At 40.0% G+C, this 20,066-nt stretch carries 20 protein-coding genes; 14 read left to right on the forward strand and 6 right to left on the reverse strand.

Features of this window, described 5'->3' with window-relative positions; all coding sequences use genetic code 11:
* Positions 1–2: 2 nt before the first annotated feature.
* The 6 genes from MM214_RS09565 to MM214_RS09590 all read right to left on the reverse strand — a co-directional run bounded on the left by MM214_RS09565 (position 3) and on the right by MM214_RS09590 (position 2,848).
* Complete coding sequence (locus MM214_RS09565) at positions 3–380, reverse strand: PIN domain-containing protein (protein ID WP_241294712.1); 378 nt, start codon at positions 378–380, stop codon at positions 3–5.
* Positions 377–583, reverse strand: coding sequence for a type II toxin-antitoxin system VapB family antitoxin (locus MM214_RS09570; RefSeq protein WP_241294714.1), 207 nt, complete (start codon positions 581–583; stop codon positions 377–379). The genes MM214_RS09565 and MM214_RS09570 overlap by 4 nt, the downstream gene beginning before the upstream one ends.
* A 109-nt stretch (positions 584–692) precedes the next feature.
* Positions 693–1,028, reverse strand: coding sequence for a type II toxin-antitoxin system PemK/MazF family toxin (locus tag MM214_RS09575; RefSeq protein WP_241294716.1), 336 nt, complete (start codon positions 1,026–1,028; stop codon positions 693–695).
* Positions 1,028–1,315 carry an AbrB/MazE/SpoVT family DNA-binding domain-containing protein gene (locus tag MM214_RS09580; RefSeq protein ID WP_241294718.1) on the reverse strand — a complete coding sequence of 96 codons (288 nt, stop codon included), beginning with the start codon at positions 1,313–1,315 and terminating at the stop codon, positions 1,028–1,030. Before MM214_RS09580 ends, MM214_RS09575 begins: the two co-directional genes overlap by 1 nt.
* A 156-nt stretch (positions 1,316–1,471) precedes the next feature.
* Complete coding sequence (locus tag MM214_RS09585) at positions 1,472–2,344, reverse strand: LysR family transcriptional regulator (protein ID WP_241294720.1); 873 nt, start codon at positions 2,342–2,344, stop codon at positions 1,472–1,474.
* Between the two features lie 126 nt (positions 2,345–2,470).
* A complete protein-coding gene (locus MM214_RS09590) occupies positions 2,471–2,848 on the reverse strand; it encodes a GxxExxY protein (protein ID WP_241294722.1) in 378 nt (125 codons plus the stop codon).
* 426 nt (positions 2,849–3,274) lie between these two features.
* Between MM214_RS09590 and hutH the strand changes: the two genes are divergently transcribed.
* From hutH to MM214_RS09660, 14 genes are all read left to right on the forward strand, one after another.
* Positions 3,275–4,843, forward strand: a complete 1,569-nt coding sequence (hutH, locus tag MM214_RS09595) for a histidine ammonia-lyase (protein ID WP_241294724.1) — start codon at positions 3,275–3,277, stop codon at positions 4,841–4,843.
* Between the two features lie 313 nt (positions 4,844–5,156).
* Complete coding sequence (gene hutI / locus MM214_RS09600; protein WP_241294726.1) at positions 5,157–6,404, forward strand: imidazolonepropionase; 1,248 nt, start codon at positions 5,157–5,159, stop codon at positions 6,402–6,404.
* 113 nt (positions 6,405–6,517) lie between these two features.
* The gene (locus MM214_RS09605; protein WP_241294728.1) at positions 6,518–6,817 is read left to right on the forward strand and encodes a nucleotidyltransferase family protein; all 300 of its coding nucleotides are present in this window, start codon (positions 6,518–6,520) and stop codon (positions 6,815–6,817) included.
* Positions 6,810–6,980, forward strand: coding sequence for a hypothetical protein (locus MM214_RS09610; protein WP_241294730.1), 171 nt, complete (start codon positions 6,810–6,812; stop codon positions 6,978–6,980). The genes MM214_RS09605 and MM214_RS09610 overlap by 8 nt, the downstream gene beginning before the upstream one ends.
* A 174-nt stretch (positions 6,981–7,154) precedes the next feature.
* Positions 7,155–9,149 carry a urocanate hydratase gene (locus MM214_RS09615; RefSeq protein WP_241294732.1) on the forward strand — a complete coding sequence of 665 codons (1,995 nt, stop codon included), beginning with the start codon at positions 7,155–7,157 and terminating at the stop codon, positions 9,147–9,149.
* Between the two features lie 499 nt (positions 9,150–9,648).
* Complete coding sequence (locus MM214_RS09620; protein ID WP_241294734.1) at positions 9,649–10,362, forward strand: esterase family protein; 714 nt, start codon at positions 9,649–9,651, stop codon at positions 10,360–10,362.
* Positions 10,363–10,392: 30 nt separating this feature from the next.
* Positions 10,393–11,349, forward strand: a complete 957-nt coding sequence (locus MM214_RS09625; RefSeq protein ID WP_241294736.1) for an ATP-grasp domain-containing protein — start codon at positions 10,393–10,395, stop codon at positions 11,347–11,349.
* A gap of 1 nt (position 11,350) precedes the next feature.
* On the forward strand, positions 11,351–12,457 hold the full coding sequence (locus MM214_RS09630; protein WP_241294738.1) for a carboxylate-amine ligase: 1,107 nt from the start codon (positions 11,351–11,353) through the stop codon (positions 12,455–12,457).
* Positions 12,458–12,503: 46 nt separating this feature from the next.
* Positions 12,504–13,322: a type 1 glutamine amidotransferase gene (locus MM214_RS09635; protein WP_241294740.1), complete on the forward strand. Its 819-nt coding sequence runs from the start codon at positions 12,504–12,506 to the stop codon at positions 13,320–13,322.
* A 4-nt stretch (positions 13,323–13,326) separates the two neighbouring features.
* Entirely contained in the window at positions 13,327–14,520 is a 1,194-nt protein-coding gene (locus MM214_RS09640) for a hypothetical protein (protein ID WP_241294742.1), read from the forward strand.
* A gap of 179 nt (positions 14,521–14,699) precedes the next feature.
* A complete protein-coding gene (locus MM214_RS09645; protein WP_241294744.1) occupies positions 14,700–15,827 on the forward strand; it encodes a Re/Si-specific NAD(P)(+) transhydrogenase subunit alpha in 1,128 nt (375 codons plus the stop codon).
* Positions 15,827–16,144 (forward strand): NAD(P) transhydrogenase subunit alpha, encoded by a 318-nt coding sequence (locus MM214_RS09650; RefSeq protein ID WP_241294746.1) that lies wholly within the window; start codon positions 15,827–15,829, stop codon positions 16,142–16,144. The genes MM214_RS09645 and MM214_RS09650 overlap by 1 nt, the downstream gene beginning before the upstream one ends.
* Positions 16,141–17,541 carry an NAD(P)(+) transhydrogenase (Re/Si-specific) subunit beta gene (locus MM214_RS09655; RefSeq protein ID WP_241294748.1) on the forward strand — a complete coding sequence of 467 codons (1,401 nt, stop codon included), beginning with the start codon at positions 16,141–16,143 and terminating at the stop codon, positions 17,539–17,541. The genes MM214_RS09650 and MM214_RS09655 overlap by 4 nt, the downstream gene beginning before the upstream one ends.
* 982 nt (positions 17,542–18,523) lie before the next feature.
* Positions 18,524–19,873 (forward strand): DUF5723 family protein, encoded by a 1,350-nt coding sequence (locus MM214_RS09660; RefSeq protein WP_241294750.1) that lies wholly within the window; start codon positions 18,524–18,526, stop codon positions 19,871–19,873.
* Positions 19,874–20,066: the final 193 nt, after the last annotated feature.

Consider the following 20,066-nt stretch of genomic DNA (forward strand, 5'->3'; position numbering starts at 1 on the left):
GATTAAAATAACAAATCATACCCCATCACTCGCCTTAGCTTTTTATCCAAGGTCCAAAGCTTCAACTCATTTTTGGCAACTGCATGAAAAATCACCACATCAATCAAACCAACTCCTTGATTCACCAAGTTTTCTTTTTGTGACAGTAAACCTGACTCAATAATACGGTAAGGCTCATCCAAACTTGGAATAAGATTGGCCAATTGAATAATGGTCTCCACCTCTCGTTTGCCTTTGGCCCCTTGTAATAATTCAGCAAAAATCAATTCAAGTCCAAACACCCGGTTATCTTCCAGCAGTTCCTGACATGTCAAAAAAACATCCGGATTACCTCTCAGGTATTCAATCCATATAGAGGTATCAAAAACAACACCTCTCATCGGCGATTCAAATCTCTCAATTCCTGAGCAGAGTATTTAAACTCTAAGGGCTCACTCACAATGGAAGCTCCTATTTGCTTGACTTTTTGAGAGCGGATGTATGAAATTAAAGCCACCTTCAAAGTCTCTGTAATTGTATCAGCCTTGGAAAGCTCCATGGCTTCTTCAATCAATTCTTTGGAGATTATAGCTGTAACTTTCATAAAATTAAGTTTTTACAAAAATACGATAGTGTATCGTATAACAGCAAGTATTTGATGTTATTTTTTGCACCTTGACTAGGCTTAGCTTAAAAGGCAATATCACAACAATCTAAATCAACCCCAGAACTTTAACCAAACAAACCTTGACTTCGGCTAATTCAAGTTCTGTAAGTATTCCAATTTTCTTCACAAACCTTCTCTCAGACAAGCTCTTTACTTGAAAACAATCTGCAAAAGAGGTTTTTGATAATCCGTTGAGATGATTAGGCTTTAGGAGAACCATCCAACTTTTTGGTTCCTTAGTCCCATCCGTCAACGGAACAACAATCTTCAAAGGTAATACCCCAAGGGAATCAGCATTAACGATGATTGCTGGCCGAGTTTTTTTTATTTCTTGACCGACTTGCGGTTCAAAATTCACCAGCCACACTTCTCCATTTTTCATCATTCAATGATTTCAGTATCAATATCACCCCATTCCTCAACTTCTTGCTCATAATATATTTTAGTCTCAGGATCAGAGGCCTCTTTTTCCATGGTTGTGTAGATTGTCTTTCTGTTTTTTCGAGCTTCCTCCATTTTCAACTGAAATATGGATTTAGTAGCAGGTCTGATCATGATTCCATCCCCATGATCTTCAATTACCACCTCGGCAAGCTCATATTTTTCAATCAATGCTTTAGGCAAAATAATACCACTACTGTTGCCGATTTTTCTGATTTTCGTTTCCATATCCAAATTTACGAAAAAAGTAATAACATGTTATAACTTTCATAAGAACATGAATATTTTATTACTCTACTCTTTTTCTATTATATTTCGCAGAGCATATTTCAAATAATATCTATCCATATCGCAACGCTAATATCTATTAAAATCACCATTAATCTAAATCAACCCTAACACCTTACCCAAAGCCGCATTCCTATTCCTCTTTTTCCAAACGGCATACAACTCCGTTTTTTGCTTGATTTTATCCAGTTCGATAAACTTCACCTTTAAATCATATCCCTGTTTCAGCGATGTGGGCACTATGGCCACCCCTAAACCAGCCTCCACTAATTTGAAAATAGTAAGGGCATGGACAGACTTATGGGTGATACGTGGTGAAAAACCCTTATCCTCACAAATAGACATGATCTTGTCGTAGTAAATGGAGGAATAGTCCTGAGAAAAGAGGATAAAGTTTTCCTCCTTCAATTGCCCTACATGTTTGAATTCATGCTCCGATAAAGGATGTTCTCTGGGCAATACCACCGAAAAAGTATCCTCATGGACCATCTTCATCTCCAAGGATTCCGGAACCCGCGCCAATCGTACAAATCCCAAGTCCAGCTTATCTTTTGCCAACATTTCGATTTGAATGGCATTGCTGAGTTCTTCCAGGGAGGTTTTGATACCGGGATAGGTTTGGGAAATCTTGACCAAAAGATCGGGAATTACTGTATGAGCTGCAGAGCCTAGAAATCCAACCCTCAATTCTCCGATGTTACCCGAAGCTATTTCCTTGAGTTGGGTTTTGGTAAGTTCTAGGTGATTGAAGATGTAGTCTACCTCAGCTTTGAGGAAATGACCCGCAGGTGTAAGGGCTACCTTCCGCTTCGTCCGTTCAAACAACTGTACTTCAAGTATCTCCTCCATCTGCTTGATCTGACGGCTCAGACCTGGTTGGGAGATAAATAATCGCTCCGCTGCCCGGCCAAAGTTGAGTTCTTCGGCAACGGCACGGAAATATTCGAGGTGTCTTAATTCTATGGTCATTTATTTCTCGCAAAGACGCAAAGGCGCAGTTTGGTACCAGTTTAATTTGAGATATTTAAGCATAAAAGAAGCATCAATTAAGTATAGTTTTAATTTTTTTAATATACGCCGCAAATTAGATCCTATCTACAATCCATTGACAATTCTTTTAATTCCATCTCGAAGTAATGGTTCATTAAAATTGAAGAGAAGACCTAGTTTTATATTGGTGATTTTTAGATAGGTCAACACTTGTTTGTAGAAAACAGGAGCTAAAGTATCCACAGACTTTAATTCAATGAGGATCTTGTTTTCAACAATTAAATCCGCTTTAAATCCTTGTTCCATTTTTATTCCCTTCCAAATTACGGGTAACGCTTGCTGCCTCGACACCATAAGCCCAGACTTTCGTAATTCATAACTCAAAATATCTTCATAAACAGACTCCAATAATCCAGGACCCAATCCTTTATGAATCTCAAAGGACTTATTGACAATAATCTTTGAAAGCTCATTTTCAGACATTTTCTCAAAAATTTATTTTAACCAACAGTGCCTTAAAAATAAAACATTATGCCAAGAAAACTTCAGTCAACATCCAAAATAAACGTTTAATTTTAATAACCAACAGTTATTAAAAGACCATTTAATTGGTATTTATCTTTATGAATTAAAAATTCTACCTTTGAATCAGTCAAGATTTATTCATAAATCCAGTGCCTTATTCTCTGTTAGAGCATATCCACACTACTAAGAAAGTACCTTTTAAAAAAAGACATACTATTTCAATTCAATCTCAAATAACCCAAAACTTAGCGCCTTTGCGCCCCTGTCTGCCACCAGGCTATAGCAGTCCGGCAGGTTTGCGAGAACCCATATTTTACACAGAAAAAACATTCATCTTAAAAATAAACCCAAAAAACTGCGCCTTCGCGCCTTTGCGAGAAACTCATGAAAACCTTCCAATACGCACAACAACACCTCAACGCCTCCATCGCCCTCGGCATCGCCAAGGGGAACATAAAAGGCATCCTCAGCCCAGAAACCAGAGAAAAAGTAAAAGCCAGTGCTGCTGCGGTCGAAAAAATCGTAGCCAATGGCCAGCCGGTTTATGGCATCAATACCGGTTTTGGGCCATTGTGTACTACGTTGATCTCACCCGATCAGACCCGTAAACTCCAAGAAAACCTGCTCAAAAGTCATGCTGTAGGTGTAGGTGAGCCTATTCCTGTGGAAATTTCCAAACTGATGCTGATCCTGAAGCTTCATGCGCTAGCCAAGGGCTTCTCTGGGATACAAGAACAAACTTTGGATAGGATACTTTGGCATATTGAAAATGATATCATTCCAGTGGTACCCAAACAAGGTTCGGTTGGCGCATCGGGTGACCTTGCTCCCCTCTCCCACTTATTTTTACCGCTGATCGGATTGGGAAAAGTGTATGTAAGTGGGAAAATACTCCCAACAGCAGAAGTGCTTCAGCAACACCAACTATCTCCCATTCACCTAGGCCCCAAAGAAGGACTTGGACTGATCAATGGCACGCAGTTTATCGCTGCCTTTGGAGTAAAGGTCTTGGAACGCTTTTACAATATCCTCGCCCATGCAGACATTACAGGAGCCATGATGCTGGAAGGGCTATTGGGCTCTATCAAGCCATTTTCTACCGAACTCCATCAACTCCGACCCTACGCAGGCAATCAGCATGTAGCGCAGACCATCCTCAACCTCTTACATGAATCTGAGATTGTGCATTCCCATGCGACATGTGCCCGGGTGCAGGATCCATATTCCTTGCGCTGCATGCCTCAAGTCCATGGAGCCTCCCGCAATGCATGGCTGCATTTGAAGCACATGCTGGAGACCGAAATCAACTCTGTAACCGACAACCCTGTGGTCTTTGATGAAACCCATACCATCAGCGGAGGCAATTTCCATGGGCAACCTATTGCCATGCCTTTGGATTATGCTTGTTTGGCAGCATCCGAAATCGGCAATATCTCCGACCGTAGGATTTACCTCTCCTTGGAAGGTGACACGCCTGGAGTGCCCAAGTTACTTCTCAAAGAAACCGGCTTGAACTCTGGTTTTATGATTCCTCAATACACCACTGCAGCTTTGGCTAGCGAGAATAAGGGACTTTGCTTTCCTTCCTCTGCTGATAGTATTCCCACATCCCTAGGTCAGGAAGATCATGTGAGTATGGGGAGTATAGGAGCCAGAAAAGCCTTGCAGGTTATTGAAAACGTTGAGAAAATCCTAGGTGTAGAACTCTTCTGTGCAGCCCAAGCAGTGGACTTTCATGCCCCCTTGAAATCAGGAAAGATCATGACTGCACTTTACGAACATGTGCGTACCAAAATCAAGCATGTCACCGAAGATCAACTCATGTATGAAGACATGGAAACTGCTATCTCTATCATTCAGAGTGGAGAATTACTTACCTTGGCAAGAGACGTGGCTGAGAAAGAAGGTTTGGAATTAGAAACACATTGGTCGGGGGATTTTGACAGGTTCTAAGAACCTTTGAGGTCTACCAGACCTCGAAGGTTTTACCCAGAAATTATTCTTCATTTAAAAATAATTTGTGAAAATTAGTGTAATTCGTGGACTAGCGCTCCGTGGTCGTTGAGCATTTCCGTGGCGCTCGTTGCGAGAAATCCAGAAGGAATCAGGGTGATTAAAAACTGCGCCTTTTCGCCCTTATCTGCCGACAAGCAAGACTGCGGGAAATCAAAGAATCTTCGAGGTTCAGAGATCTTAAAAGTTTAAAAAAATCAATGTTCAAACCTTCGATACCGTACATACGGTATCAAAGGTTAACTCAAGTACTATGCAAACCATAAAATATACATTCATTGGTCCCCTTCGTCAAGCAGTTACTATGACCAACCTTCCTGAGAAAGGAGCCATCAAAGATGAACAGCTTCATATCATCAAAGAGGCAGGTATCATGATCATGGATGATAAAATCTATGACATTGGGCCTTATTGGGATTTGTATCCAGAGGCACAATCGATCGGAGCAGAGATGATAAATCTGAGGGATGATTATGTTGCCTTACCCGGTCTGATTGATTGCCATACCCATATTTGCTTTGGTGGATCAAGGGCTCAAGACTATGCCATGCGCAATGCAGGTAAATCCTATCTGGAAATCGCCAAAGCTGGAGGTGGCATCTGGGATACGGTCTCCCTGACGAGAAAAACATCTATCGACAAACTTGCCCAATTGACAGTCAAAAAAGCCGATAGACATTTACGAGATGGAATCACCACGATAGAGGTAAAAAGTGGCTATGGCTTATCCATAGAAGAGGAACTCAAAATGCTCAAAGCTATCAAATTGGCCAATGAGAACACTTCCTCCGATCTTATCCCAACTTGCTTGGCAGCACATATTCCCCCAAAAGATTTCCAAGGAACCCAGCGTAATTATCTGAAAGCTATTGCTGATGAACTTTTTCCCATCCTCCAAGGAGAAGGCCTAGCCAATCGAATCGATGCCTTTATTGAGGATACGGCTTTCACACCAGAAGATATCCAATCCTACTTTCACAAAGCCAAAGAAATGGGCTTCGACATCACAGTCCATGCGGACCAGTTTCATACTGGTGGTTCGCAAGTAGCTGTCAACTTCGGAGCTATCTCCGCAGACCATCTGGAAGCGAGTACTGATAAAGAAATTGCATTACTTGCTCAATCTAAAACCATAGCAGTAGCCTTACCGGGAGCGTCGATGGGTTTGGGCGTTGCCTACACTCCTGCCAGAAAACTACTCGATGCAGGTGCTTCCCTAGCTATCGCCTCTGATTGGAATCCAGGTTCGGCCCCTATGGGTGATTTGCTCATGCAAGCTGCTGTTTTGGGAACTTACGAGAAACTCAGCAATGCAGAAGTTTTAGCCGGCATCACCACCAGAGCCGCTGCCGCCCTGAACCTCCACGACCGAGGACAATTGAATCCGGGCATGTTGGCCGATATCATCCTATTTCCCACAGTCGATTATCGGGACATTACGTATATGCAGGGGAGGTTGAAGCCGTTTAAAGTGTTCAAAAATGGAGTTGAAATAAATTGAAATAAGGTAGAAATAAAGTTGAAATATGATGAAAATAACAGTGCATTAGGCAGATGACTAAGCTTATTTAGAATAAATTGAAAAGGATTGAAATAATTTCTTAAATTAAGCCTATGAAAAACGTGAATTTGTCTAAATCAGCGATTGAGTTACTTTGTGAAAAGCACAAAGTAGAAGAACTCTATGTTTTTGGCTCTGCTGTAACCGGTGAAATGACGGATGAATCTGATATTGATTTTTTGGTGAGGTTTAAAAGTTTTGATCTCAACAATTATTTTCTCAACTACCTAGAACTCAAAACGGCTTTAGAAAAGATGACTGGAAGAAAGGTTGACTTAATTGAAAAGCAAACCTTGAAAAACCCTTTTTTAATCCAATCCATAGAAAAATCCAAAGAACTTCTTTATGGATGAAAAAATATTGAAATGGCTATACGACGTTCAATTTGATGGGCAAGAAATTCATAATTTCCTTAGACAAAACAAAATTGAATCAGCAAAAGACTACAATCAGTATATTATTTTAAAAAGAGCAGTTGAAAGGAATTTGGAAATTATTACTAGCTCAGGAAAATGAGTAATATTTAAAAAGAGATAACTCCAAAAATTTAAAAAAATGTAAAGCCTTTTTACCTAAGCTGAACTAGTCAAAAGCATTGAATTTTAAAAATATTTCGCGAAGCATATTTCGCCAAAGGAATATTTCTACTGTATTTCAGTTAGCTATCCAAAAGATCTAAATGTTCAAAAAATGAATTTCCAAGCATCCATAACCCAAGGCATCCCCTCTACCCTACCTTCAAAAAAACAGCCCAACCCTGATTTTTCACATGCGCCTAAGCGAAAAGATATTTTAACCACAGAGGAAAAAAAGTTGGCGGTGAGGAATGCGCTGCGGTATTTTCCGAAGGCTTGGCATGCGGAATTGGCGAAGGAGTTTTTTGAAGAGTTACAGGAATACGGGAGGATCTACATGTACCGGTTTATGCCGGACTATGATATGTATGCAAGGCCGATTTCGGAATATCCTGCCAAAAGCCAACAGGCAGCTGCCATTATGCTCATGATTCAAAACAACCTGGACCCGGCGGTGGCCCAACATCCGCAGGAACTAATCACCTACGGGGGAAACGGCGCCGTATTCCAAAACTGGGCCCAGTACCTGCTCACCATGCAGTACTTGTCAGAGATGACAGACGAGCAAACCCTCCACATGTACTCTGGTCATCCCATGGGCCTTTTCCCTTCTTCCAAGGATGCGCCAAGGGTTGTGGTAACTAACGGCATGATGATCCCTAACTATTCCAAGCCGGATGATTGGGAGAAATACAATGCACTCGGCGTCACCCAGTATGGACAGATGACCGCAGGTTCGTATATGTACATTGGTCCCCAAGGGATTGTGCATGGAACGACCATCACGGTGATGAATGCTTTTAGAAAAAAACTAGGCACAGCCATCAACCCCAAAGGAAAGGTTTTTCTGACCGCAGGTTTGGGAGGCATGTCAGGCGCCCAACCCAAAGCAGGGAATATCGCAGGCTGCATCACCGTGTGTGCAGAAGTCAACCCCAAAGCCGCTCACAAAAGGCATGAACAAGGTTGGGTAGAGGAATTGATAGATGATTTGGACGGATTGGTTTCAAGAGTAAGAAAGGCCCAAGTAAATGATGAGGTGGTATCCATCGCCTATTTAGGAAATATAGTGGATGTATGGGAGAAGTTTGACGAGGAAAATATCACCGTGGAACTCGGTTCGGATCAGACCTCCTTGCACAATCCATGGGCGGGTGGATATTATCCTGTGGGTTTAAGTTTCGAGGAGTCCAATGAACTGATGGCCTCCAACCCTGAATTATTCCAAACCAAGGTTCAGGAATCCCTCCGTCGCCACGCCACAGCAGTCAACAAACATGTAGCCAAAGGAACCTACTTTTTCGACTATGGCAACGCGTTTCTACTAGAGGCATCCCGTGCAGGGGCTGAGGTAATGGGCGAAAATGGTATTGACTTCCGCTATCCTTCCTACGTGCAGGATATCTTGGGTCCCATGTGTTTTGATTATGGTTTTGGCCCATTCCGTTGGGTATGTACTTCTGGCAAAGCGGAAGACCTAGAGAAAACAGATCAGATAGCACTTGAAGTCATGAGGGAGATTAAAGCTTCAGCCCCTATCGAAATCCAGCAACAAATGCAGGACAATATTCAATGGATAGAAGAGGCTGGAAAAAATAAGCTAGTAGTGGGCTCACAAGCCCGTATCCTCTACGCCGATGCAGAAGGTAGGATCAAAATCGCAGAAGCCTTCAACAAAGCCGTACAATCAGGAGAGCTCTCTGCTCCCATTGTTTTGGGAAGAGATCATCATGATGTCAGCGGCACAGACTCCCCTTTCCGGGAAACGAGCAATATCTACGATGGTAGTAAATTCACGGCAGACATGGCTATTCACAACGTAATCGGTGACAGTTTCCGTGGGGCTACTTGGGTCTCCATCCACAATGGTGGCGGCGTAGGCTGGGGTGAGGTCATCAATGGAGGTTTCGGTATGCTACTCGACGGCAGTAAAGAAGCTGACCACAGACTCCAATCCATGCTTTTCTATGACGTTAACAACGGCATTTCCCGCAGGGCTTGGGCCAGAAATGAGGAAGCTTTGTTTGCAATCAAACGGGAAATGGAAAGGACGCCTGGCTTAAAAGTAACGCTACCAGAGATGGTCGATGAGGATTTGTTGAAATATTAAAAAATGTCAAAATCACTTAAGAACTATACTCATGTTAACAAAGTGACAAATAAAGAAATAGTTGGACAATCTTCTTAGAGAGTTTGCATTAGATGAGCTTGTGGAACAAATAATTTTTATTCAAAAAGTCGAAAAAGGCATAAAGGGTTTTGATGAAAACAAGATTATATTTGAGACTGACTTGGACAAAAAGTAGAAAAACAGTTTGAAAAAATTGGACTGATCAAGCATTGTGGATTTAAATGAATTCGCCGATTTCATGACGAAAGCTACGGTCGACCAATCAAGGCTTCAGGTTAATCGTCTGAGAAATGTACCTAAAACAATTCACTGATTATTCAACCAATCATATTTGGGTGCTGTTCTTGATTTTTGAAACAAATGCCTTTTTTGAGCAACCAAACACAATTTTATATTGATATTGAAATTAATCGAAGATTTTTTTTTGAGTTTGATGATTTACTCTTAATATTAATAGTCAAAGTTTAAATTATTTAATATGAAAGAAGAGTATTTTAAGTGGTATTCTCCACATCTTCACCGGGACGTAGAGATGCTAGTTTTTGGTCATGCAGGATATCCTGTCGTTTTGTTTCCCACTTCCATGGGTTCATTTCACGAAAATAGGGATATGGGATTGATTGAAAAAGCGGGCTGGTTCATAGATCAAGGTTTAGTGCAAATATTTTGTCCGATGAGCAATGACCGTGACAGTTTTTACAACAAAGGAATACACCCTCACGACCGTATACAAAATCATGCTGCCTATGACCGAATGATATGTCATGACATCGTGGAAAAAATCAGATTCAACACTCCTGTTGGCAAAGTAGTTATGGCAGGGTGTAGTTTTGGAGGATACCATGCTGCCAATTTCGCATTTAGACATCCTGGCTATGTTAGCCATATGTTTTCAATGTCTGGTGCATTTGAGATTAGAAGTTTTATGCATGGTTATCAGCATGAGGACATTTATTTTCATTCTCCACTGGAATTCCTCAGGAATCTTCATGATGGAGAACTTTGGAAAATGGACATCGTCTTGGGCACATCAAACTGGGACATATGCTTTGATGCAAATATCAAGCTAAGTGATGTCCTTGAGGGTAAAAGAGTGAGTCACTGGCTAGATGTACGCAAAGACCGTAATCATGATTGGCCAGTATGGAAAGAAATGTTCCCACATTATTTATCCAGAATTAAATTCAATTGAAAAGAACACTGAAAAACTAAATTTACAAACATGAAAAAAATTGGAATTCTTTTTGGCATGGAAGACACTTTTCCCCATGCATTTATTGAGAGAGTAAATCAACAAAACATCAAGGGTATCGTGGCAGAAGCAGTCACTATAGATAAAGTAGTTCAAAATCAACTCACAGAGTATGCTGTCATCATCGACAGAATATCACAGGATGTACCTTTCTATAGAGCTTATCTCAAAAATGCTGCATTGACAGGTACGGCCGTGATTAATAATCCATTCTGGTGGTCAGCAGATGATAAGTTTTTCAACAATGCCTTAGCTGACACATTGGGTGTACCATTGCCCAATACAGTACTTCTACCATCAGTAGAGCATCCTACAGATACCACAGCCAAATCATTTAGAAACTTAAAAATGCCTTTAGATTGGGAAGGTATATTTGATTATATCAAATTCCCAGCCTATATGAAGCCCTATGCAGGTGGAGGTTGGAAGAATGTATATAGGCTCGAGAGTAAAGAGGAATTTTTCCAAAAACACAGAGAAACGGGTCAATTGGTAATGCTTCTTCAAGAAGAGATCGTTTTTACGGAATATTTTAGAGTATACTGTCTTGGAGGAAAAGCTGTAAGAATCATGCAATATGAGCCACGGAATCCACATCATCTACGCTACGTAATAGATGGCCCACCAGCCTCCAAAAAGTTGCTTGCCAAAGTAAAAGAATATACCATTGCACTTTGTCAAGGATTAGGATATGATTTCAATACAGTAGAGTTTGCAGTAAGAGATGGCGTTCCATATGCCATTGACTTTGGGAATCCTGCTCCAGATGCAGATATAAACTCTGTGGGTCAGGAGAATTTTGAGTGGGTAGTGGAAGAATCTGCCAAGCTAGCAATAGCCTATGCAAAAAGTCAAAAACCTGGTCAAATCAATTTGACTTGGGGTAAATTTATGAAAGATGCAGTAAGTTCAGCAAAACGTTTTTAATATGAAAAAATTACCTGTTTTTACTTTGGGGGTAGAAGAAGAATATCAAATCATAGACCCTGTAACACGTGACCTACGCTCCCACATGTCCAAAATCGTGGATGGCGCAAAGATTTTTCTGAAAGAACAGGTAAAATCCGAAATGCACCAATCAGTGGTGGAGGTGGGAACCAATATTTGCAAAAATATCACAGATGCAAAAAATGAAGTTGCATTTTTGAGACATAAAATTGTGGAATTAGCCGCCAAACAAGATCTGGTAGTGGGTGCATCTGGCACTCACCCTTTTTCAAAATGGCAAGATCAACAAATCACAGACGATCCTAGGTATCACAATATAGTCAATGAACTTCAAGATACCGCTAGGAGCAATTTGATCTTTGGACTGCATGTTCATGTGGGCATTGAGAGTCGGGAGATAGCTCTCAAAATCATGAATCAGGCTTGCTATTTCTTACCACATATCTATGCTTTGTCTGCCAACTCTCCTTTTTGGGAAGGTAGAAACACAGGTTTCAAGGCCTACAGAGCTAAGGTATTCGCTAAATTCCCTCGTACAGGTCTTCCAGAGTACTTTGATACTGTACAAGCATATGATAGCTATTTGGAAACATTGGTAAAAACCAATTGCATAGACAATCCAAAGAAAATCTGGTGGGATTTGCGCATGCATCCATTCTTTAGCACTATTGAATTTAGGATCTGTGACATGTGCTTGACTGTACAGGAGACCATCTGTATCGTGGCCCTCATCCAAGCCGTAGTTGCTAAGCTTTATAAAATGAATCTTTCCAATACCAGTTTCAATGTCTACAGAATAGCATTGATCCGGGAAAATAAATTTAGAGCTGCGAGATATGGAATAGATGGAAAAATGATTGACTTCGGTGAAAACAAAGAAGTGGAATACAGGGAATTGATGTGCGAGTTGCTGGAGTTTGTGGATGACGTAGTAGATGAGCTAGGGAGTAGGGAAGAGATCAACTATGTCCACCAAATTCTAAAAGAAGGGACTGGAGCTGATAAACAGCTTAAAATTTGGGAAGAAACGCATGATCATTTCAAGGTTGTGGATTTCATCACTTCCCAATTTACAAAAGGCATATAGCCCGATTTGAATAGACCGTGTATCTTTGCAGTAAAAAGTAAGAGTAATGATTAATGTAGCCATACTAGATATGTATGATGGCGAGCCCAATCAAGGCATGCGCTGTATCAAGGATATTATTGGTAGATTTGAAGAACAACTAACATACAAGGTGTATGACGTGAGAGGGAAGGCTGAGCTCCCAGATATACAAGATCATGACCTTTTTATATCCACAGGAGGGCCTGGTGATCCACTTGAAGGAGATGGCATATGGGATCTGAAAAACAGTCAGTTTTTGCATAGTTTGATAGCATGGAACAAAATCAACAAAAGGAAAAAATACCTTTTGTTGATTTGCCATTCTTTTCAAATGGCTGTCAATGCTTTTGGCCTAGCAACACTTTCAAAAAGAAAGTCTACTTCATTTGGAGTAATGACCATTCACAAAACAGCAGATGGATTAGAAGACAGCCTATTCGCAGCATTGGACAATCCCTTCTGGGCGGTAGATTCTCGAGATTATCAAGTCGTACAGCCTAAGATGAAGAAATTCCAAGCCATGGGAGCAAAAATCATTGCCCTAGAAAAAATCAGGTCTCACCTAGAATATGAAAGGGCTTTGATGGCCATTAGATTCTCACCTGAAATCGTCGGGACACAATTCCACCCTGAAGCGGACCCAATTAGCTTTATGAATCACCTTCGCAAAGAAGAGGTGAAACAAAAGGTTATTGCAAAAAAAGGTAAAGCCAAATATAGAACCATGCTTGAGCACTTAGTGGATGACGATAAGATCTATAAAACCAATGAGACTTTGATCCCAAATTTCTTAAAAGAAGCCATCACCAATATTACAGAACAACAAGAAATTTTTCAATCGTAATCATATGATCAAAAATTACAGAATAGCTTTCAATGAAGCTTTTAATCAAGAGAAATACCAAGAGTTTTTGGGAGATATAGCAAAGGATTTTGATTACCTTCCCACCTTTCGAATTGCAGAGACTCCCTTTTTCATTTCTAAGGAATTGAAAAATCAATTGATGGAAGCTACAGATGAAGTAGTGAACTTCATTCAAAATGCTGATTTCAAAAAAATGACCCAGCGTGCCGTTGAGCTCAATACGCATGTACCTCATGAAGATGAACATACGCAGTTTCTTGCAGTAGATTTTGGAATCTGTGAAGAAGAGGGAAAAGTAATACCGAAGCTGATTGAAGTACAAGGCTTTCCATCAGTTTTTAATTTCCAACATCATCTTCATGAAAAATTTCTAGAGCACTATCCCTTATTAAAAGGTCTGACCCCTTACTTCGGTCAGCTGGATAAGGAAGCCTATTTACAAAAACTCCGAGAGACAATACTCAATGGATATGAGCCATCTGAAGTAGTATTGCTAGAAATTGAACCAGAAAAGCAAAATACCAAAATTGATTTTTACTATTGTGCCAGAGATCTCTCCATTCCATATGTATGTGTCACAGACCTCATAAAAGAAGGGAAGAAACTATTCTATAAGGACCATCAAGGAGATCAAATTCAAATCAAGAGGATATACAATCGAGTGATTTTTGATGAACTCAATACCCGATCAGACCTCAAACTAGCATTTGACTTCAAAGAAGATCTAGAAGTAGAATGGGCAGGGCATCCCAATTGGTTTTTTAGAATTAGTAAATATATCCTACCCATGCTCAAAGGACCATACTTCATTGAATCCACCCTTTTATCAGATTTGGAAAGTATTCCGGTAGATTTGGAAAACTATGTTTTGAAGCCTCTGTTTTCTTTTTCAGGAAGTGGGGTAATCTTCCATGTGAAGCCATCAGACATTGAAGATGTAGTAGAAAAAGACCTTTATATTCTTCAAAAGAAAGTGAATTACATTCCTATTTTACAAGCTCCAGACACCAAAGTGAAAGCAGAAGTCAGAATGCTGCTTGTATGGCCTGAAAAAGATGAAAAACCCACCTTGATGACGAATCTTGTAAGGCTCAGCAGAGGAGAAATGATAGGTGTAAAATTCAATAAAGATAAAGATTGGGTTGGCGGAACTATAGGATTGTTTGAATCAAACTAACCAATGCGCAATACATAATTTTATTTTTCATCACAAATCACAAGCATTCATTTAAATTTCTGAAAGAACACCAATTATAATGACAAAAATCACTTTTTTATCTTATTCTTTTTGATAGTTTTAACCATTGAAAGCAAGTCTTTCAAAACTTCAAAATTATTTCAAGACAACCGAAACACATGAAGATAGGTATACTCAAAGAGCCAAAGGGAGAAGCACGTGTAGCTTTGCTTCCTGAGGCAGTCAAAACCTTACTTTCTTGGGGCACAGAGGTAATTGTAGAATCAGGAGCTGGTCAAGGCTCTTTTGTAAGTGATGGCACTTACGAAACTACAGGTGCTACTATTGCTCCAAGAGAAGCTATATTGACTACAGCAGACATGATCTGTTGCATTCAGTCGCTATCTACTAGCGAAATCAGCCAGATGAAATCCAGTGCTGTGCTTTTGGCACAAATGGGGGCTCTCTACAATCTAGACCTTACAAAATTTCTCCTGGAAGAAAAACGAACTGCTTTTAGTATGGAGCTAGTCCCTCGCACTACCCGTGCCCAAAGCATGGATGTACTTTCCTCCATGGCAACGGTAAGCGGTTACAAAGCAGCATTACTAGCAGCTTCCAGCCTTCCCAGATTCTTTCCAATGTTTATGACGGCTGCAGGCAGCATCACTCCTGCAAGGGTCTTGGTGATCGGTGCCGGAGTAGCGGGTCTCCAAGCCATAGCGACTGCCAAAAGACTAGGAGCTACAGTGTATGCATTTGATGTGAGACGAGCAGCCAAGGAAGAAGTTCTTTCCATCGGTGCCAAATTCATCGATGTAGAAGGTGCCAAAGAAGACAAAGGTGCTGGTGGATATGCAGTAGAGCAATCAGAGGAATATATCCAAAAGCAAAAGGACACTATTCATGAACATGCTCAAAAAGCTGATGCAATCATCACCACAGCACAGATCCCAGGAAGAAAAGCACCACTTTTGGTAGAGGAAAGGACGGTGCTAGCCATGAAACCAGGATCAGTCATCATAGACCTTGCTGCATCTTCTGGGGGAAATTGCGCACTTTCTCAGCCAGATCAAACCATAGAAATCAATGGGGTCAGGATCTTTGGAGTCGATAATCTCGCAACCCAACTCCCTCAAGATGCCAGCAAGATGTATGGCAAAAATTACCTCAATTTCCTCAAACTGATCATCAAAGATGGAGCTATACACCTCAATTTCGAAGATGATATAGTCCTAGGTACATGCGTATGCCACGCAGGAGAGGCAAAAAGTCCTAGGGTCGCCCAAATCTTAAATCAATCATAATGGAACAAATACTTAACTATATTGGCGAAAATATGGAAATGATTTATTTCCTGATTTTGGCCATACTTCTAGGAGTAGAAGTGATATCTAATGTACCCGCCATTTTGCACACTCCACTCATGTCTGGCGCCAATGCCGTCCATGGAGTAGTGGTAGTAGGTGCCATCATCGTCATGCTACATGCTTCACCTGACAATTATCCCTCATTGATCGTAGGGTTTCTCGCCGTGGTAATGGGCACGCTGAATGTGGTCGGGGGATTTGTAGTGACCGACAGGATGCTAGAGATGTTCAAGAAAAAACCGAAAAAATCATGACCTTAAATATACTTGAAATAGCCTATTTGATTGCGTCTTTGACATTCGTGATCGGGCTGAAAATGCTCAGTCATCCTGAAAGTGCGCGCAAAGGAAACCTCATCGCAGCATTAGGGATGCTTATCGCAGTGATAGCCACTATCACCATCTATCAACCTTTTGATGAATCAAAAGTCTTAAACTATGGGCTTATAGCATTAGGGCTCGTCTTAGGCACTATCATCGGTACCATGATGGCAAAAAAGGTAAAAATGACCGCTATGCCTCAGATGGTTTCATTCTTTAATGGTATGGGTGGGGCATGTGCTGCTCTGATAGCGGTGATTGAATACCAAAACCATAATACTTCCGCAATCAGTGGCTTTGACGGTGAGTTCTTGGTTATGCTATTGGGATTGATAATCGGTTCAGTTTCCTTTTCTGGTTCATTGATCGCCTATGGTAAGTTGGAAGGAAAAATCAAGGACTTTGTCTTGCCAATGAATCAAGTAGTCAACATGCTCATGTTGGCAACTATCTTAGGTTTGACAATTTATCAAATGCTTGGCAATGAAAGTACGCCATTGTTTTATGGCCTTTTGGCTATTTCATTGATTTATGGAGTACTTTTTGTGATGCCCATCGGTGGTGCAGATATGCCAGTAGTGATTTCATTATTGAACTCATTTACTGGAGTAGCAGCAGCCTTTGGAGGATTTTTGTATAGCAACAAAGCCATGCTCACTGGAGGTATTCTGGTCGGATCTGCGGGTACGATTTTGACTATCTTGATGTGTAAAGCAATGAATAGGTCGTTGACCAATGTTTTGCTTGGGGCATTTGGAGGAAGTACAGCAGGTGGACCAAAAGGCGAAGCTGGAGATCAGACTGTACGAGAAATCAGCATCACAGACACTGCCGTGCTTTTGTCCTATTCTCAGCAGGTAGTCATCGTCCCAGGATATGGACTCGCTGTAGCACAAGCACAGCATATCTGCCATGAGCTCGAAAAATTACTAGAGGAAAAAGGCGTCACTGTAAACTATGCAATACACCCAGTAGCAGGCAGAATGCCAGGTCATATGAATGTATTGCTAGCAGAAGCTGATGTGCCTTACGAAAGACTTCAAGAGATGGAAGAAATCAATCCAAAACTTGCAAGCACTGATGTGGTGGTTGTGATCGGTGCAAATGACGTAGTAAATCCAGCAGCTAAAAACGATAGCTCCTCCCCTATTTATGGCATGCCAATCTTAGAAGTAGATCAAGCTAAGAATGTCATCATCTTGAAGCGAGGGATGAGTTCAGGATATGCAGGAATAGAAAATGAACTTTTTTTCTACCCTAAGACAAGAATGCTTTTTGGAGATGCAAAAGATTCTTTACAAAAACTAACTTCTGAAGTCAAAGAGGTATAAGCAGATCTAGAAAAAAACAAATATGGATATACGGAACTCTGTCAATAACATTACAAAATCCCGATTTATCTAACTTCCGATATAAATTGATATTGGATACTTACGGATATTGACCATTAACAACCTGTTAATCCAATGAATTGAAGTTACTGGTAAAAAAGCGTATAATCAGAAAAGCAAAACAATAAAGGGAGACTACCAAAAAGTCTTCCTTTTTTTTAAATTAAAACATTAGAAAATAGGACCAAGTATAACTCATCCATTATTGCGGATTTACCAACATGTAAAAGAAAATATCGATTTAATTTAGCTTGGATACTAATCGACACAAGATATCATCTATATCCTCAAAGAGACCAGACACTAAGCCATATTTGGGGTTTTCAAAATCCATATATTTATTGGTACTGGATATTAGTCAATATTAATCCCGAGGTAATCTATTATTTGATAGAGGAAATTGAAGGAGTGAAATATTCTTGTTACAAGTATTTCAAAGTGTTCTCAAAACTTATATTTGTCGCACTTGTTGCGATCTACCAAACCCTTAATTTTGAATTGAACAATTTTATGGCTTTAAAGAGGGAGAAATTGACTTGGCTGAAGAAGAAAGAATAGGGCTGTTCATAAGATCCAACTTGATGTCAAGTTAAAATGAAGTGAAAAGAATTTGAATAACTTTGACTACAAATCAATGAAACAGCAAAGCAGGTTTGGGTCATTCGGGAAGTGTAAATTCCATTATATTAAGCTACAGAAAATGTAATAGCATAGTGAATTATACTTCTAGAAATAGAAAAATCACAAAAAACAACGCACTTAACTTGAGCAGGTCTTGCAAAAGAATAAGAGAAACATCAACCAAAATGTTTTAAACTATTTCGATAAAACAAAAACTATTTATACTTAATTTTGTGAAGTTCTGATATTTTCTTGAAATTAGGCAAAGTCAACTCTCATTCATAATTTTAAAATCTTCTCCATGAAAAAATTATTTCTACTCATACTACTAATTTCCTTTGGATTTGGGCAGGCTTTTGCCCAGACATCATTTGTTGGAATTCAGAATAGTCCACGAAAAGGCATCATAAGTGCTACAATGAACCCTGCTGAAATCAATAACTTACATAAAAAAGTAGATGTTAATTTTTTCTCTTTGAATGGTTCTGTAAGCAACAACATCATTTCTTTTGGAGACATTGTAAATTATGGTGATGATGTCTTAGATGTGGCTTTTCAGCGAGCTGACGGCCCAGTGAATTTTAGATCTGTGGCTAATATCCTCGGACCATCTGTTGGTATTAAGTCAGGAAATTGGGCTTTTGGATTGACTACTCAGCTATTCACCAAAGCTGATATCATCGATTTTGACCCTACTTTGGGACAGTCGCTATTGGACATTCAGTTCTCAGGTAGAAATAATTCCTTTGCGATAGCTACCGAATACAATCAAAGAATAAATGCTACTGGCTATGGGCAAGTCGGATTTGTAGTAGGTAGAGAAATTTTTGAAAATGACAAACATAAGTTTTCAGTAGGAGCAACAGCCAAAATCCTTATTCCAGCTGTATACGCTAATGTAGGTATGGATAGATTTCGAGCAGAAATAGTTCAGGTAGATACAGAAGTAAGTATCACTAATGCCACTGGATCTTTAAACTTCAGTTATTCTGAATCCGATTTTAACAATTCAAATATTGGATCAAATCAAAACGGTTTCAACTTTGGATCTCCAAGTGGGTTTGGGCTTGACCTAGGAGCAAATTATCAAATAAAAGATGACAAAGGTAGGACAAAGATCAATACAGGACTTTCAATCATGAACTTAGGAAGCATGACTTTTGCAAAAGGTCAGACTAACAACACCTACACAATGAATATACCTCAGGGACAAAGCTTTAGATTAGATCAATTGGAAGGAAATTTTGAAGAAATAGAAAATCAACTTATTGCAAGTGGATTTTTCACAAGGACTGTAGAGACCAACGGAATCAGGACAAATCTGCCTTCACTAATAGCAGCTTATGCAGAAATGCACATCATAGGGGTACTTCATGCAAGTGCCTACTTGCAGCAAAGGTTTGGAAATATAAATTCAAATCAACAGCTAAGCTCCCAAAACCTTTTTGTGATCACCCCGCGAGTGGTTTTAGGTAAATTTGAAATTTATTCTCCATGGATGCAAACAGAGGTTGCTGGCTTTGATGGAGGATTGGGTTTAAGGTATGGAGGATTCTTTATAGGAAGCAATTCAATATTGACAGGTCTAAGTGAAAACTCCAAACAAGCCGATTTTCACATGGGACTAAGTTGGGGATTTGGTAGATTATAACTTACATGTATAAAATAAGCCTTGGTAAACTACCAAGGCTTATTTGCTATCAAACCTTGAAACCACTTAGGGCTTCTTGCTTAATTATTAACTAACTGATAATCAGTAAAATAATTAACAAAAACATAACACAAAAACCCCGAATTTGGCTGTTCCCAGCTTTTTTCGGGGTTTTCTTTTTTGTATTTTAAGG

Origin of the sequence: Belliella kenyensis, assembly GCF_022549675.1 — a bacterium.
In the GTDB taxonomy this organism is placed as follows: Bacteria; Bacteroidota; Bacteroidia; order Cytophagales; family Cyclobacteriaceae; genus Belliella; species Belliella kenyensis.